A 17,274-nucleotide genomic window follows, 5' to 3' on the forward strand; every position below is an offset into this window, starting at 1 on the left:
CGTTATTCCCCCTGACGCTGGTAGTCGTTACGCTGCGCGTTAGCGCGGCGTTGGTCCATAATGTCGCCCTGACTGGTGGACGATGTGTTGCTCGCTCCGCTGTTGCTGGAGGAAGACGCCGGCGGCAGACGCAGCAGGTTGTTGGCCCCGCTGTTATCGTTCTTTGCACCGGAGGCATTCCCGCCTTTCAGCATCTGGTCGAGCGGCAGAACCATCAGGTTGCCACCTTTATTATCGTTAACCAGCACTTTACGCGTATGGCTCAGCACTTTTTCCATGGTCTCGATGTAGAGACGCTCACGGGTGATCTGCGGAGCGGCTTTATACTCCGGCAGGATCTTGGCAAAACGAGCCACTTCACCCTGGGCTTCCAGAACGGTCTGCGTCTTATAGGCGCGGGCCTCTTCCAGAATACGTTGAGCCTGACCGTTCGCACGCGGCTGAACTTCGTTGGTGTAGGCTTCCGCTTCACGAATGTATTGCTGCTCGTTTTCACGCGCGGCAATCGCATCATCGAAGGAAGACTTCACTTCTTCCGGCGGACGAGCGGCCTGGAAGTTGACGTCCAGCAGGGTGATACCCATGTTGTACGGACGAATGGTTTCTTCCAACTCGCGCTGGGTATCGCTACGAATAACGGTACGACCTTCGGTCAGGATGCGGTCCATGGTGTATTTACCGATGACACCACGCAGGGCGCTGTCGGTCGCCTGACGCAGACTGTCGTCGGCGCTGGTGACGCTAAACAGATAGCGCTGCGGATCGGTCACGCGGTACTGCACGTTCATCTCAACGCGCACCACGTTTTCGTCAGAGGTCAGCATCACGCCGGAAGCGGCCAGTTCACGCACGGCCTCCACGTTCACCGGCGTGACTTCGTCGATAAACGTCGGTTTCCAGTTCAGGCCCGGCTCAACCAAATGGCTGAACTTACCAAAACGCGTGACCACGCCACGTTCGGCTTCTTTAATGGTATAGAATCCGCTGGCTGCCCAGATAATGACAACGGCTGCCGCTGCAATACCGACGATGCGCCCCCCCACTGGCGCACGAGGCCCCTGGGTTGTACCGCCGCCAGAACCGCTCTTACCGCCGCCGAGGCCACCGAGCTTTTTGCTCAGCTTACGGAAGATATCATCCAGATCGGGCGGCCCCTGTTCGCGACCACCTTTGTTTCCATTTCCCTCAGAGTTGCCGCCAGGTTTGCTGCTTCCCCACGGGTCGCGGTCTTGTCCGTTATTACCGGGCTGATTCCACGCCATGTATGTGCTCCATATTTGTTATGCGGTGATCCCCAATGTCTTGCGACGGCAGGGGACAGGCGAAATGACTCCATGCTCCAGGCAAACTGCCGGCTAGACCACGTAATCGGTCAACGCCGGTTCTTGTTTACAGAGGCGACGCCAGTCAACAATCGGCATGCGAACTTGCAGACTGACACTGCCGTCTTCCTCCATCCACTCTTTTTCTATCGCCTGAAGCTGATAAAACCGGCTTCTTAAACGCCCTTCCTCCGGCGGTAGACGCAGAGTATGCTGCGCTACTTCCCCGGAAAGCCGTTCGGTTAAAGCCTGGAAAAGCAGTGGTACACCCGCCCCGGTCTGCGCGGAAAGCCAGACCCGGACAGGTTTGTTTTCTTCATCACGATCGATGCGCGGTTCGAAATCGTCCAGCACGTCGATTTTATTCATGACCAACAGCGTCGGGATCTCAAGCGAGTCAATCTCCTCCAGCACTGTATTCACGGCCTCGATATTTTCCTGCACGCGAACATCGGCTGCGTCAATAACATGAAGCAGCAGCGTCGCCTGACGGGTTTCCTGCAATGTCGCTTTAAACGCCGCCACCAGATCGTGCGGCAGGTGGCGAATAAAGCCTACCGTATCCGCCAGCACCGTCTCGCCAACGTCAGCGACATCAATACGGCGCAGCGTTGGGTCCAGCGTTGCAAACAGTTGGTCTGCCGCGTAAACCTTCGCTTCGGTTATCTGGTTAAACAGCGTCGATTTCCCGGCGTTGGTGTAACCCACCAGCGATACCGTCGGGACATCAGCTTTAGTTCGGGAACGACGTCCCTGCTCACGCTGCTTTTCCACTTTTTCAAGCCGCGAGAGGATTTGCATAATACGGTTACGCAGTAAACGACGGTCGGTTTCAAGCTGGGTTTCACCCGGGCCGCGTAAACCAATCCCGCCTTTCTGCCGTTCAAGGTGGGTCCAGCCACGCACCAGGCGCGTCGCCAGATGGCGCAACTGCGCCAGCTCAACCTGCAACTTACCCTCATGAGTACGCGCACGTTGGGCGAAAATATCTAATATCAGACCGGTACGGTCGATCACCCTGCATTCACACAGCTGCTCCAGGTTACGTTCCTGGGCTGGGCTCAGTGCATGGTCAAAGAGTACGACAGAAGCCCCTGTCGCTTTTACGGCTTCCGCAATTTCGACAGCCTTACCTTCACCAACAAAATACTTTGGGTGCGGTGCTTTACGGCTACCAGTAATCACCTGCATTGCTTCGACACCGGCGGAAGAGACCAGAGATTCAAACTCCTGGAGATCTTCCATATCTTTGTCTTGCGAAAAATAGATGTGTACCAGCACCGCCTGCTCACCGGCATCATAACGGTCAAACAAGCGTAATTCCTCATAAAATACCAGCGGGGAACCGGGTAAACCAGGCTCCCCGACCGGGAAACAGCGATAACTTATTCTGTGTCGTCGCTGTCTTGCGGCGCAGTGGAAGAACCCTGCGCGTTGCTACCGTGATGGTAGTTACTGCTGGTGCCGCCGCCAGCGTTATTGCTGTGATGAGATACCGGACGGGACGGGACAACAGTAGAAATTGCGTGCTTATAAACCATCTGGCTGACCGTGTTTTTCAACAGGATCACGAACTGGTCGAAAGACTCAATTTGACCTTGCAGCTTAATACCATTCACCAAATAAATAGAAACCGGAACACGCTCCCGACGTAGTGCGTTCAGGAACGGGTCTTGTAAAGATTGCCCCTTAGCCATTCTCTCTTTTCCTTATATGCTTATTTGTACTTAGAACCCACAGGTCCTTAAAATTGCGCACGAATACGGTTCAATTGTACACATTCAGTCTACACAATCACCAAATACCTGTATTACTTCGTTGAACGCCTGTTCAGGTTGTTCGCTATCTAACCAGTGAACTCCATCCCAACCGCGCAACCAGGTCACCTGGCGCTTGGCTAACTGTCTCGTGGCGCAAACTCCTCGATAAACCATTTCATCGTACGAGATTTCGCCTTCAAGGTATGACCACATCTGGCGATATCCAACACAACGAACGGAAGGCATATCCGTATGCAAATCTCCACGGGCAAAAAGCGCCCGCACTTCTGCTTCAAAACCTGAAGCTAACATCTGATGAAAACGCTGCTCAATGCGCTGATGGAGCAGTTCACGGCTCGCCGGGGCGATGGCGAACTGATGCACCTTGTAGGGCAGAGCGTCTCCTGACGTTTGCGTCAGTTCCGTTAAAGTTTTACCCGAAATGAAAAAAACTTCCAGTGCCCGGGAAAGTCTTTGCGGATCATTTGGATGAATTCGTGCGGCGGCAACCGGGTCAATTGACTTCAGTTGCTCATGCAGCGCTGTCCACCCCAGCTCTGCGGCCTGTTGCTCAATTCGCGCTCTGACCTCGGGATCTGCCGACGGTAACGGCGACAATCCTTCCAGCAGCGCCTTGAAATACAACATCGTTCCGCCAACCAGAAGCGGAATTCGCCCTGCAGCGGTAATCTCAGCCATTTCGGCCAGCGCATCGCGGCGGAAATCCGCGGCAGAGTACGCCTGTGCCGGGTCGAGAATGTCTAACAATCGGTGCGGCGCGGCTAACAGTTCCTGCGCATCCGGCTTGGCCGTCCCGATATCCATCCCTCGATAAATGAGGGCAGAATCAACACTAATCAACTCTACAGGTAAAACTTTACGTAATTCGATAGCCAACGCCGTTTTACCGGAAGCGGTTGGCCCCATTAAAAAAATTGCCTTTGGCAGGCGAGCCTCGGTCACGTCACTCATTTCTCAGGGCGTACATCGCAGAATCTAAATCAACAGGTTGTAACAGACCACCTGGAGGTGCTTTGACCAGCTGTGGGCAGAGTCGTTCAACATCCGCCAGCATCGCGATAGCCTGAGACATGTTCCATTGAACATGCTCGCTCGCCAGGTTACGGGCCAGCCACTGGGCAATATCACCCGCCTCAACCTGACTTTGTTGCACCAGATAGCCTATCAGTTCAGGAATCAAGTTTTGTAAATTTTGTTGGCGTAAGGGTAAAGGCACGGCGCGAACGGTCACGTGCTGCCCTTCTGCCAGAATATCAATGCCTAACAAAGCAAGTTGCGCCTGTGCCGTTTGCAATGCCTTGCTCTCAACATCACTCGCTTTCAGGCGCAACGGAATCAACAGCGGCTGCGCGCAAATCGGCGTTTCATTGGGCGTGAGCTGCGCCAGACGCAGCCAGCGTTCCGCCACGGACAGCGCCAGCAGGCTGAGTTTTCCGCCACGCTCCAGCAGTGCATAGCACGGCGGCACGATGGTTAAGACACGGCCAAAGCTCTGGCTGTGTCCTGCCAGGGAATCTGACGTCGGCGGCTGTGATTTCTCCGGGGCTTTCGGCGTATCCAGCAACTGGCGATAGAGCGCGCCCTGCTGCTTTTGGTATCCCGGCTGCGCATTCGGCCAGCTTGCACCACCGCGTGTACTTACACCGGAAGACGGTGCGTTGAAGCGTGGGGGCTCAGGTTCACGCGCTGCCGCCGGTTCGGCAAATTGATTGCGCCCCGCCGCTGCACGGTTTTCAGCGATCGGACGCGGCGCGAGCTCGTCCTCATCTTCATCCAACGGTAACGGCGATTCCATTTGCTGCTGTAGTACGCTCAGCACGCCCTGATAGATAAAGTCATGTACCAGCCGCGACTGATGGAAACGTACTTCATGTTTCGCCGGATGCACGTTTACATCCACCTGATGCGGATCGATTTCCAGATAAAGCACAAACGCGGGCTGCTGATCGGCACCCAGTTTATCCTCGCAAGCCTGGCGAATCGCGTGATTAATCAGACGGTCGCGCATCATGCGGCCATTTACGTAGCAGTACTGAGTTTCGGCTAACGCCGGGGTTGTGTGGTTTGGATCCGCAACCCAGCCGTGCAGGGTTAAATCGCCATGCTGCCACTCAATTGCCAGCGCGTGCTCAAGAAACGCGGTACCGCAAATCGCGCCCAGCCGACGTTCGCGCGGTGCGCCCTGCGTCACCGCGCGATACTGACGGATCATCTTGCCGTTATGATTGAGGGTAATCGCCACATCAAAACGCGCCAGCGCGATGCGGCGAATGATTTCATCAATATGATTAAATTCGGTTTTTTCGGTGCGCATAAACTTGCGCCGTGCCGGAGTGTTGTAGAAAAGATCCAGCACTTCCAGCGTGGTGCCGACCGGATGCGCGGCGGGTTTCACCGTCACGTCCTGGTCGCGTCCTTCCGCGTAAGCCTGCCAGGCTTCCGGCTGTTCCGCCGTGCGGGAAGTAAGCGTTAAACGGGCGACGGAACTGATACTCGCCAGCGCTTCGCCGCGAAAGCCGAGGCTGATAATGGCTTCAAGATCGTCAAGCGAGGCAATTTTACTGGTGGCGTGACGAGCCAGCGCCAGCGCCAGCTCGTCCTTTTTGATGCCGCAGCCGTTATCGCGAATACGGATAAGTTTTGCACCGCCGCGTTCGATATCAATATCAATGCGGGTTGCACCCGCATCGAGACTGTTTTCCACCAGTTCTTTCACCACCGACGCAGGCCGCTCTACCACCTCGCCAGCGGCAATCTGGTTCGCAAGCTGCGGCGGCAGAACCTGAATCGGCATGAAGACTCCTTAGTTAATCAACGTTCCGGTTGAAGCATTAGCGCTGGCCGTCTGAGCCTGATCTTCTCGTGGGCCAGACTGGATCGGATGCGCCTGGAAATAGTTACGCAGCCCGTTGTAAATCGCTTCCGCCAGTTTCTGCTGGTAGTCGTCGCTGGCCAGCAGGCGTTCTTCCGATGTATTACTGATAAAGCCGGTCTCGACCAGAATCGACGGAATATCCGGCGAGCGCAGTACGCCAAGGCTGGCATGTTCCGGGCGACGTTTGTGGATATTGCCCACACGCTGTAGCTGGCTTATTACATTGGTCGCGACGTCATAGCCTACGCGTTGAGAATGGCCGAACTGTAAATCCAGCACCGCCTGGCTCAGATACGGGTCAGCCTGACTGTTTGCCAGCACATCGCCCGCGCCGCCCAGCAGCTCGGATTGTTTCTCGTGCTGCTCCAGCCAGCCGGCCATTTCGCTGTTGGCACGACGGTTAGAGAGCACCCAAACGGATGCACCGCTTGCTGAACGGCTCGGTGCGGCATCGGCGTGAATCGACACCAGGAAGTGGGCGTTTTGTTTACGCGCCACATCTGAACGGCCCATCACCGAAATAAAGTAATCGCCATCGCGAGTGAGGACACCTTTAAACATCGGGTCGTCGTTAAGCAATGCGCGCAGTTTACGGGCAATGGAAATCGTCACGTTCTTCTCACGAGTGCCACCAGGGCCGATAGCGCCGGGGTCCTGACCACCATGCCCCGCATCAATGGCAATAATCACTTTGTCGCCCGAAGCAACGCGCGTGCGGCTGGCCGGGCGTGAAATCGCCGTATCGGTATTGGTCACCGCGGTGATGCGATCGTTTTGCGTTTTAAACGGATTACGCGCTGGTTCTACCGGACGCGGCGCAGGTGCAGGCGTTACCACCGGCGCGTCAACTCGTTTAGCGATCACCGGTGCAGGAGGCGGTGGCGGCGGCGGCGGAACGTCCGCATTGATGGTGAAAACTACCGTATAGCTTGCCCCGTTCTGTTTTTTCACCGCCTGGGTTTTACCCTTTTGCGTCAGATCGACCACCAGACTTAACGACTGGTCATCTTTAGGCGTGCCGGAACGTATAGCTTTCACCAGGTTATCGCCGCTAAACCGCAGCGGCAGCCCCTGAATCACGCCCGTTTGTTTGATATCAAGCGCTACGCTGCGCGGGCCATCCTGGCTAAATGCGTATTCAGGATCGCCCATAAAACTGAAGGTAATGCGCGCCTGCTGATCGCCATTAGAAACCTGAATATCGGATAATGTTGCCGCCGATGCGCCAACGCTGAACACCATCAGCGCCGCAGCCAGCCAACCTTTTGCGCGTAAAATCATCCCGTGATCCCTAAAATTAACCGGCAAACCGCGCCAGCAGAGACTCACCCAATGAGGAGACAGCGGTTATGCGCGCCTCACGCCCTTGCGCCTGGTAATCTAAGTGTATTTCGATATCCGGTTCAGGCAGTACACCCGCACCCTGCTGCGGCCATTCCACCAGGCAGATGGAATCGTTAGAGAAATAATCGCGGATCCCCATAAATTCGAGCTCCTCGGGATCGGCAAGACGGTACAGATCGAAATGGTAAACCATCAGTTTATCGAGGGTATACGGCTCGACCAGGGTATAAGTTGGGCTTTTGACGTTGCCGCGGTGTCCCAGCGCTTGCAGGAAGCCACGGCTGAAGGTGGTTTTACCGGCGCCGAGATCGCCGTACAGATAGATAACCGTCGCGCCGTCGCAGGCTTTCGCCACGCGGTCGCCGAGGTCTAAGGTCGCCTGCTCGTCGGGTAAGGGAATCACTCGATTAATCATGGTCTACGTCAATCACATCCGGGTTAACAACACGCCGTAGCGTGGAAAAGAGATCGGTGGCCAGCATACCGCGGGTACCGAAGCGCGCCGCGAGTTCATCCGCCGCCGCACCGTGCGCGACACAGCCCGCGCAGGAAGCATCATAAAGCGAGAAGGCCTGCCCCAGCAATGCGCCAATGATACCGGAGAGCACATCGCCCATGCCGCCACTGGCCATCCCCGCATTTCCGGCGTCGATCAGCGTTATCGCCCCCGCTTCGCAGGCCACCACCGTGCCCGCGCCTTTCAGCACCACGACACCGCCATACCGTTTTACCAGACGCTGAGCAGAAAGTAAGCGATCGGCTTCAATTTCTGTAACGCGACAGTTCAGTAACCGCGCGGCTTCGCCGGGATGCGGGGTTAACACGCGATTGTGACGTTTATCGGGATTGATTGCCAGCAGGTTCAGCGCATCGGCGTCCCACAGCATCGGTTTATTGACGTTTTCTACTTTACGCAGCGCCTGTTTTCCCCACGCGCTTTGTCCGAGGCCGGGGCCAATGACCACCGCATCCGCCCATTGCAAACTTTCATCCAGAATATCGGGCGTCAGTTCATGCACCATCAGCTCCGGTCTGGCGGTAATTATCGGCGCAACGTTTTCAATGCGAGTAAGCACTCGTACTAGTCCAGCTCCCGCGCGCAGTGCGGCTTCTCCAGTCATGCGTATCGCGCCAGCGGTACCGTGATCGCCGCCGATAACCACCAGTTTGCCATGGTCACCTTTATGCGACGTCGGGCGACGCGGCGGGAACCACGCGGTGAGTTGTGACACGTCTGCACGGCTGATATTCGTCGTCTGTGCTTCCAGCCAGCGTTCCAGCCCCAGCGCATGATGATGCAAACGCCCGACCACATCTCGCGCCTTGCCGGTTAATAAGCCCGGCTTGAGGGCAATAAACGTGAGGGTATGCGCGGCGTGGATCACCGCACCGGGCGCGGTGCCGGTTTGCGCGTTCAGGCCAGAGGGAATATCGAGAGCGAAAATAGGTGCGGAATGCAGATTCGCCAGCTCAATCAGGCGGGCGATCTTCTCGCGCGGCGCGCTCTGTAAGCCCGTGCCGAGCAGCGCGTCGATGATAAGGTCAGTCTCTTCCGGCCACACGGTTTGCGGCGAGTGAATCACCCCGCCCGCATTCAGCCAGGCCTCGCGCGCAGCATGGGCCTCTTCCGGCAGCGGTTTATCGCTCTCTTGCGCCAGCAGCGTGACATTGATGCCCGCCGCCTGCGCCAGACGCGCCACCACGTAGCCATCACCGCCATTGTTGCCATGGCCGCAGAGAATCAACCAGTGTGAAGTTGTCGGGTATATTTCACGCGCCAACGTAAACGCAGCGTCACCCGCGCGCAGCATCAGTTCAAACAACGTCATACCAAGGCTGTCTGCCGCCTCTTTCTCTGCACGACGCAGGTCATCCGCAGCCCACACGGAGTGTGGTATACTTGCAGAGTTTCTCGTCAATGTATGGTCCGTCATGTCACAGCCCCTCGATCTCAATCAGTTAGCGCAACAAATCAAACAATGGGGCACTGAACTGGGCTTTCAGCAGGTAGGTATCACCGATACCGATCTCAGCGCCTCCGAGCCAAAATTACAGGCATGGCTGGACAAACAGTACCACGGCGAGATGGAGTGGATGGCCCGCCACGGCATGATGCGTGCCCGCCCTCATGAGCTTCTGCCCGGCACGTTGCGCGTGATCAGCGTACGAATGAACTATCTGCCCGCCAATGCGGCCTTTGCCAGCACCCTGAAAAATCCCGAACTCGGTTATATCAGCCGCTACGCGCTTGGACGCGATTATCATAAGCTGCTGCGTAATCGCCTCAAAAAGTTGGGCGAGTTGATTCAGGAACAGTGCGTCTCGCTGAATTTTAGACCTTTTGTCGATTCTGCGCCTATTCTGGAGCGACCGTTAGCCGAAAAAGCCGGGATTGGCTGGACAGGTAAGCACTCACTTATCCTTAGCCGTGACGCCGGATCGTTCTTTTTCCTCGGCGAGTTACTGATCGATCTGCCGCTGCCCATCGATAAACCGGTGGTCGAAGAGTGTGGGCGCTGCGTGGCCTGTATGACTATTTGTCCGACCGGCGCCATCGTGGAGCCTTACACCGTCGACGCACGTCGCTGTATCTCCTATCTCACTATCGAGCTGGAAGGCGCTATCCCGGAGGAATTTCGTCCACTGATGGGCAACCGTATCTACGGCTGCGACGATTGCCAGCTCATTTGTCCGTGGAATCGTTTTTCACAACTGACAGACGAAGCTGACTTCAGCCCGCGCAAGGCACTACATGCCCCAGAATTGATTGAACTCTTTGCCTGGGATGAAGCGAGGTTCCTGAAACTGACCGAAGGTTCGCCCATTCGTCGTATCGGCCATTTGCGCTGGCTGCGTAATATCGCCGTTGCCCTGGGCAATGCACCATGGAGTAAGGCCGTTATTGAGGCGCTTGAGACGCGCCGAGGTGAGCACCCACTTCTCGATGAACACATAGAATGGGCGATTGCGCAGCAAATTGAGAAGCGAAATGCCTGCGTGGTCGAGGTGCAGTTACCCAAGAAACAGCGGCTGGTGAGAGTGGTTGAGAAGGGATTACCGCGTGACGCGTAAAACATTCACAGGCTGTGAATAAAAATAAAAAAGCAAAGGGATTCAAAGCACACAGAGAGGTCAAGTGATCAAAATAACATTTTGAAATATTATTTTTCCCATAATGTTCAATGGGATACAAAGATACCGTTCACCGTTCGAAGAATTCTACCTTTCCGTAAAAGTGTCCTGGTCTGTGGATAACTCTGTTTACAAGAGTATTTCAGAAACGAAAAATCGCCTCAGCAAATCGACTTCACTGTGGTTTTAACGAATCAGAAAGAAAATTTGGAGCGGGAAACGAGACTCGAACTCGCGACCCCGACCTTGGCAAGGTCGTGCTCTACCAACTGAGCTATTCCCGCTTGGGTGGTGCGTGCTTAGAAAGCACTTTTCAAATTTTGGAGCGGGAAACGAGACTCGAACTCGCGACCCCGACCTTGGCAAGGTCGTGCTCTACCAACTGAGCTATTCCCGCTTGGGTGGTGCATGCTTAGAAAGCATCTTTCAAATTTTGGAGCGGGAAACGAGACTCGAACTCGCGACCCCGACCTTGGCAAGGTCGTGCTCTACCAACTGAGCTATTCCCGCAAATTTGTTGCTGTCGTAACAACGATTTCTCTGTCGTTACGGGAGGCGCATTATACGAGAAATCCTTTTTGCTGCAACCCCCTCTCAAGCGTTTTTTTTGAAATAGTGTTCAAGTGCCGAATAATTCATCATCCTGGTGCTTTTTACGCCGAATGGCAAGCGCCATCCGGCAAAGACGAGAATCAGAGCTTAATAAAGTTCTCACGGTAGTACGCCAGTTCAGCCACCGACTCACGAATATCATCCATCGCCTGGTGCGTACCCTGCTTCTTAAAACCGTCCAGAATTTCCGGCTTCCAGCGACGCGCCAACTCTTTGAGCGTGCTCACATCCAGATAACGATAATGGAAGTAGGATTCCAGTTCCGGCATATACTTAAACAGGAAACGGCGGTCCTGGCCGATGCTGTTACCGCAAATCGGCGATTTTCCTTCCGGAACCCACTGCTTGAGGAATTCAAGTGTAGCCAGCTCCGCCGCGCGGTCGTCAATGGTGCTGGCTTTCACGCGATCGACCAGCCCGCTGCCAGTATGCGTGCGCACGTTCCACTCATCCATCAGCGCCAGTTGTTCATCTGACTGATGCACCGCAATGGTCGGGCCTTCCGCCAGAATGTTCAGATTCGCGTCAGTCACCAGGGTTGCGATTTCAATGATGCGATCGCGCTCGGGATCGAGACCGGTCATCTCCAGATCGATCCAAATCAGGTTGTTTTCATCTGCACTCATGTTATTTTCCACCCTTATCGCGTGACTATATTCATCTAAAATAGCGTGTATCATAGATCTTTTGCCCATTATGGGCGACCAGGAGTCTGTACGATTGAGTAAAAATAAACTCTCCAAAGGTCAGCAGCGTCGCGTGTCGGCTAACCACCAGCGCCGTCTTAAAACGACTGCGGAGAAGCCCGACTACGATGACAATCTGTTTGGTGAAACCGCTGAAGGCACCGTAATCAGCCGTTTTGGCATGCATGCTGACGTTGAATCCGCCGACGGCGAGACGCACCGCTGCAACATTCGCCGCACCATTCGTTCGCTGGTTACCGGCGATCGCGTTGTCTGGCGTCCGGGTAAAGCGGCAGCCGAAGGCGTAAACGTCAAAGGGATCGTCGAAGCGGTACATGAGCGAACCTCAGTACTCACGCGCCCGGACTTTTACGATGGCGTCAAACCGATCGCCGCTAACATCGATCAAATCGTTATCGTCTCTGCCATTCTGCCGGAACTGTCGCTGAATATTATCGACCGTTATCTCGTCGCCTGCGAAACACTGGACGTCGAGCCGATCATCGTGCTGAATAAAATCGATCTGCTGGACGACGAAAGTATGGCTTTCGTGAATGAGCAGATGGATATCTACCGCAACATTGGCTATCGCGTGCTGATGGTTTCCAGCCATACACAGGATGGCTTGAAACCGCTGGAAGAAGCGCTGACCGACCGCATCAGTATTTTTGCCGGGCAGTCTGGCGTCGGGAAATCAAGTCTGCTGAATGCGTTGCTGGGGCTCAACGAAGAGCGGATCCTGACCAACGATGTTTCCGATAACTCCGGTTTAGGCCAGCACACCACGACCGCCGCACGTCTGTATCATTTCCCGCATGGCGGCGATGTGATTGATTCTCCGGGCGTTCGAGAATTTGGTCTGTGGCACCTTGAGCCGGAACAAATCACCAACGGCTTTGTCGAATTCCATGATTATTTGGGTTTGTGCAAATACCGCGACTGCAAGCATGACACCGATCCCGGTTGCGCCATCCGCGAAGCCGTTGAAGAAGGTAAAATTGCCGAGACGCGATTCGAAAATTATCACCGCATCCTGGAAAGTATGTCGCAGGTAAAAACGCGTAAAAACTTTTCTGATGGTGATAACTGAGAATTATGCTTTAGCGACTGACATTTATCGCGTGCGTCGTTAAAATCGCCACCTTTTCTTTTGGGGCCCGCGCATAATGCGGGTTCAGGAACGACACATCATGGCCTGGAGGCTACTTTGTTAAACGATCTTAAACTTTCACTGCAATACATTCTGCCTAAACTGTGGCTTACCCGCCTCGCAGGCTGGGGTGCGAGCAAGCGAGCAGGATGGCTGACCAAACTGGTTATCGATCTGTTTGTGAAATACTACAAGGTCGATATGCAAGAGGCGCAGAAACCAGATACCGCCAGCTATCGCACCTTCAACGATTTCTTTGTGCGTCCGTTGCGTGACGATGTGCGCCCGCTGAATACCGACCCGAACGTGCTGGTGATGCCTGCCGACGGTGTTATTAGCCAGTTAGGCCGTATCGAAGAAGACAAAATTTTGCAGGCCAAAGGTCACGACTATTCGCTGGAAGCACTGCTGGCAGGCAACTACCTGATGGCCGATCTTTTCCGCAACGGGACTTTCGCCACGACTTACCTATCGCCGCGTGACTATCACCGCGTCCATATGCCGTGCAACGGTATTCTCCGCGAGATGATCTACGTCCCGGGCGATCTCTTCTCAGTAAACCATTTAACCGCGCAGAACGTACCTAACCTGTTTGCCCGTAACGAGCGTGTTATCTGCCTGTTCGACACCGAATTTGGCCCGATGGCGCAGATTCTGGTCGGTGCGACCATCGTTGGCAGTATCGAAACCGTATGGGCTGGTACGATCACGCCGCCGCGTGAAGGCGTTATCAAACGCTGGACCTGGCCGGCGGGCGATAACGAAGGCTCCGTTGCCCTGCTGAAAGGCCAGGAGATGGGGCGCTTCAAACTGGGTTCCACCGTCATCAACCTCTTCGCGCCAGGCAAAGTCCAGCTGATTGAAGAGCTGAAAAGCCTTTCGGTGACCAAACTGGGCCAGCCGCTGGCAGTCTCAACCGAAGCCGTGGTGGTTCCAGAGCCGGAAGTCCTGCCGGAAGAAGAAGTGGCGGCTGAAATTGAAGCCAGCCCACTGGTCGACGATAAGAAAGACGAAAGCTAAATTCAAAAAAGGGTTCTGACGTGCGCCTGATTATCACTTTCCTGATGGCCTGGTGCCTCAGCCTGGGGGCGTACGCAGCGACGGCCCCCGACAGTAAACAAATAGCTCAGGAGCTGGAGCAGGCTAAATCCGCCAAACCTGCCCAGCCTGAAACCGTTGAAACCTTGCAGGGTGCGCTGAACGCGCTTGAGGAGCGCAAAGGCTCTCTTGAGCGCGCTACGCAGTATCAGCATGTGATCGACAATTTTCCTAAACTTTCCCAAACATTACGTTCCCAACTGAATAACCTGCGCGAAGAGCCGCGCGAGGTTCCAGAAGGCATGAGCGCTGATGCGTTAAGCCAGGAAATCCTTCAGGTCAGCAGCCAGTTACTGGAAAAAAGCCGCCTGGCGCAACAGGAACAGGAACGCGCGCGGGAAATCGCTGACTCTCTGAATCAGCTGCCGCAACAGCAAACCGATGCCCGTCGCCAGTTGAATGAAGTGGAACGTCGCGTCGGCGCGCAAACGGCCAACACACCACAGGCGCAGGCGCAAAACCTGGCGTTACAGGCCGATTCCGCACGCCTGAAGGCGCTGGTTGATGAACTGGAACTGGCGCAGCTTTCGGCGAATAATCGCCAGGAGCTGTCGCGTATGCGTTCAGAACTGGCGCAGAAACAGGGCGAACAGCTGGATGCGTATCTTCAGGCGCTGCGCAATCAGCTCAACAGCCAGCGCCAGCGCGAAGCCGAACGGGCGCTGGAAAGCACCGAACTGCTTGCCGAAAACAGCGCTAACCTCCCCGTCGGTATTGTTAATCAGTTCAAAGTTAACCGTGAGCTTTCTCAGGCGCTGAATCAGCAGGCGCAGCGTATGGATTTGGTCGCATCGCAGCAGCGTCAGGCCACCAGCCAAACGTTACAGGTTCGTCAGGCGCTGAACACACTGCGTGAACAGTCGCAATGGCTGGGTTCCTCTAATCTGTTGGGCGAAGCATTACGTGCACAGGTTGCTCGCCTGCCGGAAATGCCCAAACCCCAGCAGCTTGATACTGAAATGGCGCAGCTGCGCGTACATCGCCTGCGCTATGAAGATTTACTCAATAAGCAGCCGCAACTGCGCCAGATCCAGCAGGCCGATGGCAAGCCGCTAACCGCCGAGCAGAATCGCATTCTTGAAGCGCAGCTTCGTACCCAGCGTGAATTGCTGAACTCGCTGTTGCAAGGCGGCGACACGCTAATTCTGGAACTTACCAAGCTTAAAGTTTCCAATAGTCAGTTGGAAGACGCGTTAAAAGAAGTGAATGAAGCGACGCATCGCTATCTGTTCTGGACTTCTGACGTGCGGCCAATGGACTTCAGCTGGCCGCTGGAAGTGGTGCAGGATCTGCGCCGCTTAATCTCGCTGGATACCTTCAGCCAGTTAGGTAAAGCCACCGCGATGATGCTCACCAGCAAGCAGACGCTGCTACCGCTCTTTGCGGCGTTGATTCTGGTGGGCTTCAGTATCAGTTCGCGCAAACACTTTACCCGTTTTCTGGAGCGTTCCAGCGCACGTGTCGGTAAGGTCACCCAGGATCATTTCTGGCTGACCATGCGTACCGTTTTCTGGTCGATTCTGGTCGCTTCTCCCCTGCCCGTCCTGTGGGCGACGCTTGGCTATGGCCTTCAGGAGGCCTGGCCTTACCCGCTTGCCGTGGCGATTGGCGATGGCGTAACCGCCACCGTGCCGTTGCTGTGGGTGGTGATGATCTGCGCCGCCTTTGCCCGCCCGAATGGTCTGTTCATCGTGCACTTCGGCTGGCCCCGTAACCGCGTACTTCGGGCGATGCGCTACTATCTGATGAGTATCGGGCTTATTGTGCCGCTGATTATGGCGCTGATCATGTTCGATAATCTCAACGATCGCGAGTTTTCCGCCTCATTAGGCAGGCTGTGCTTCATCCTGATATGTGGCGCGCTGGCGGTGGTCACGCTCAGCCTGAAACGCGCCGGTATTCCCCTCTGGCTCGATAAAGAGGGCGACGGCGATAACATGGTTAACCGCCTGCTATGGAATCTGCTTTCCGGTGCGCCAATGGTTGCTATTTTAGCGGCAGCCGTCGGTTATCTGGCAACATCACAGGCCTTGCTGGCGCGTCTGGAAACCTCGGTCGCTATCTGGTTCCTGTTGCTGGTGATTTACCACGTTATTCGCCGCTGGATGCTGATTCAGCGTCGTCGTCTGGCGTTCGACCGTGCCAAACATCGACGCGCAGAGATGCTGGCAAACCGTGCCCGAGGCGAAGAAGAGACGCACCCGACCAGTCTTGAAGGCTCGGTGGAAGCCGAGGTGAGTGAAGTCGATCTCGACACCATCAGCGCACAGTCGCTGCGGCTGGTACGCTCAATTCTGATGCTCATCGCGCTGGTTTCGGTGATTGTGCTGTGGTCTGAAATTCACTCCGCTTTCGGCTTCCTGGAAAATATCTCGCTATGGGATGTCTCCTCGACCGTGCAGGGCGTGGAAAGTATTGAACCCATTACGCTCGGGGCGGTGTTGATTGCGATTCTGGTGTTTATCATCACTACGCAACTGGTGCGAAATCTGCCCGCACTGCTCGAGCTGGCGCTATTGCAGCACCTCAACCTGACGCCGGGCACCGGCTATGCGATCACCACCATCACCAAGTACCTGCTGATGCTGTTTGGCGGGCTGATTGGCTTCTCGATGATTGGTATTGAGTGGTCGAAATTACAGTGGCTGGTTGCCGCGCTCGGTGTCGGACTTGGTTTCGGGTTACAGGAAATTTTCGCCAACTTTATTTCCGGCCTGATCATCCTGTTTGAGAAACCCATTCGTATCGGCGATACGGTCACTATTCGTGATTTGACCGGAAGCGTCACCAAGATCAACACTCGCGCCACCACCATCAGCGACTGGGACCGCAAAGAGATTATCGTGCCGAACAAGGCCTTTATCACCGAGCAGTTCATCAACTGGTCGCTGTCGGATTCGGTTACCCGCGTGGTGTTGAGTATTCCTGCGCCGTCGGATGCCGACAGTGAAGAGGTGACGCAGATTCTGCTGACGGCGGCACAGCGCTGCTCGCTGGTAATTGATAACCCAGCCCCGGAAGCCTTCCTGGTCGACCTGCAGCAAGGGATTCAAATCTTTGAACTGCGTATTTACGCAGCGGAAATGGGTCACCGTATGCCGCTTCGCCACGAAATCCACCAGCTGATTCTGGCGGGCTTCCGCGAGCACGGCATCGATATGCCGTTCCCACCGTTCCAGATGCGTCTGGAAAGCCTGGGTGGCACGAAAACGCCGGCAGGAAGAACATTAACGTCCGCGGGGCGTGGACGTAAGGCCGGAAGTTTGTAGGTCGC

13 protein-coding genes and 3 tRNA genes are annotated in these 17,274 nt (G+C 55.4%); 4 read left to right on the top strand and 12 right to left on the bottom strand.

All coding sequences use genetic code 11. The annotated features are described in order from the left end of the window. Positions 1 to 2 precede the first annotated feature (2 nt). The 8 genes from hflK to nnr form a co-directional block, all read right to left on the bottom strand. The gene (hflK, locus tag DBY68_RS11545; protein ID WP_108476125.1) at positions 3 to 1,262 is read right to left on the bottom strand and encodes an FtsH protease activity modulator HflK; all 1,260 of its coding nucleotides are present in this window, start codon (positions 1,260 to 1,262) and stop codon (positions 3 to 5) included. 93 nt (positions 1,263 to 1,355) lie between these two features. After that, positions 1,356 to 2,636, bottom strand: coding sequence for a ribosome rescue GTPase HflX (gene hflX, locus DBY68_RS11550; protein WP_108476124.1), 1,281 nt, complete (start codon positions 2,634 to 2,636; stop codon positions 1,356 to 1,358). Positions 2,637 to 2,707: 71 nt separating this feature from the next. After that, a complete protein-coding gene (gene hfq / locus DBY68_RS11555) occupies positions 2,708 to 3,019 on the bottom strand; it encodes an RNA chaperone Hfq (protein ID WP_108476123.1) in 312 nt (103 codons plus the stop codon). 84 nt (positions 3,020 to 3,103) lie between these two features. Further along, the gene (gene miaA / locus DBY68_RS11560; RefSeq protein WP_108476122.1) at positions 3,104 to 4,054 is read right to left on the bottom strand and encodes a tRNA (adenosine(37)-N6)-dimethylallyltransferase MiaA; all 951 of its coding nucleotides are present in this window, start codon (positions 4,052 to 4,054) and stop codon (positions 3,104 to 3,106) included. Next, positions 4,047 to 5,897: a DNA mismatch repair endonuclease MutL gene (gene mutL / locus DBY68_RS11565; protein ID WP_108476121.1), complete on the bottom strand. Its 1,851-nt coding sequence runs from the start codon at positions 5,895 to 5,897 to the stop codon at positions 4,047 to 4,049. Before mutL ends, miaA begins: the two co-directional genes overlap by 8 nt. Before the next feature lie 9 nt (positions 5,898 to 5,906). Then, entirely contained in the window at positions 5,907 to 7,259 is a 1,353-nt protein-coding gene (gene amiB, locus DBY68_RS11570; RefSeq protein WP_108476120.1) for an N-acetylmuramoyl-L-alanine amidase AmiB, read from the bottom strand. A gap of 16 nt (positions 7,260 to 7,275) precedes the next feature. After that, positions 7,276 to 7,737: a tRNA (adenosine(37)-N6)-threonylcarbamoyltransferase complex ATPase subunit type 1 TsaE gene (gene tsaE / locus DBY68_RS11575; protein ID WP_015966217.1), complete on the bottom strand. Its 462-nt coding sequence runs from the start codon at positions 7,735 to 7,737 to the stop codon at positions 7,276 to 7,278. Beyond that, positions 7,730 to 9,256, bottom strand: coding sequence for a bifunctional ADP-dependent NAD(P)H-hydrate dehydratase/NAD(P)H-hydrate epimerase (nnr, locus tag DBY68_RS11580; RefSeq protein ID WP_108476119.1), 1,527 nt, complete (start codon positions 9,254 to 9,256; stop codon positions 7,730 to 7,732). Before nnr ends, tsaE begins: the two co-directional genes overlap by 8 nt. Between nnr and queG the strand changes: the two genes are divergently transcribed. Further along, positions 9,255 to 10,394, top strand: coding sequence for a tRNA epoxyqueuosine(34) reductase QueG (gene queG, locus DBY68_RS11585; RefSeq protein ID WP_108476118.1), 1,140 nt, complete (start codon positions 9,255 to 9,257; stop codon positions 10,392 to 10,394). The genes nnr and queG overlap by 2 nt on opposite strands. Positions 10,395 to 10,662: 268 nt before the next feature. Here queG and DBY68_RS11590 read toward each other — a convergent pair. The 4 genes from DBY68_RS11590 to orn all read right to left on the bottom strand — a co-directional run bounded on the left by DBY68_RS11590 (position 10,663) and on the right by orn (position 11,692). Further along, positions 10,663 to 10,738 (bottom strand) — tRNA-Gly (locus DBY68_RS11590). A gap of 37 nt (positions 10,739 to 10,775) precedes the next feature. Further along, positions 10,776 to 10,851, bottom strand: a tRNA-Gly gene (locus DBY68_RS11595). Between the two features lie 37 nt (positions 10,852 to 10,888). Beyond that, a tRNA-Gly gene (locus DBY68_RS11600) sits at positions 10,889 to 10,964 on the bottom strand. Positions 10,965 to 11,146: 182 nt separating this feature from the next. After that, positions 11,147 to 11,692, bottom strand: a complete 546-nt coding sequence (gene orn, locus DBY68_RS11605; RefSeq protein WP_108476117.1) for an oligoribonuclease — start codon at positions 11,690 to 11,692, stop codon at positions 11,147 to 11,149. Between the two features lie 94 nt (positions 11,693 to 11,786). Here orn and rsgA point away from each other — a divergent pair, with 94 nt between their 5' ends. The 3 genes from rsgA to mscM all read left to right on the top strand — a co-directional run bounded on the left by rsgA (position 11,787) and on the right by mscM (position 17,269). Next, positions 11,787 to 12,842, top strand: a complete 1,056-nt coding sequence (gene rsgA, locus DBY68_RS11610; protein WP_189623802.1) for a small ribosomal subunit biogenesis GTPase RsgA — start codon at positions 11,787 to 11,789, stop codon at positions 12,840 to 12,842. Between the two features lie 117 nt (positions 12,843 to 12,959). After that, positions 12,960 to 13,922 carry an archaetidylserine decarboxylase gene (gene asd, locus DBY68_RS11615; protein ID WP_108476115.1) on the top strand — a complete coding sequence of 321 codons (963 nt, stop codon included), beginning with the start codon at positions 12,960 to 12,962 and terminating at the stop codon, positions 13,920 to 13,922. Between the two features lie 20 nt (positions 13,923 to 13,942). After that, positions 13,943 to 17,269, top strand: coding sequence for a miniconductance mechanosensitive channel MscM (gene mscM, locus DBY68_RS11620; protein ID WP_108476114.1), 3,327 nt, complete (start codon positions 13,943 to 13,945; stop codon positions 17,267 to 17,269). Positions 17,270 to 17,274: the final 5 nt, after the last annotated feature.

The sequence above is a fragment of the Pseudocitrobacter sp. RIT415 genome (genome assembly GCF_003057695.2).
In the GTDB taxonomy this organism is placed as follows: Bacteria; Pseudomonadota; Gammaproteobacteria; order Enterobacterales; family Enterobacteriaceae; genus Pseudocitrobacter; species Pseudocitrobacter faecalis.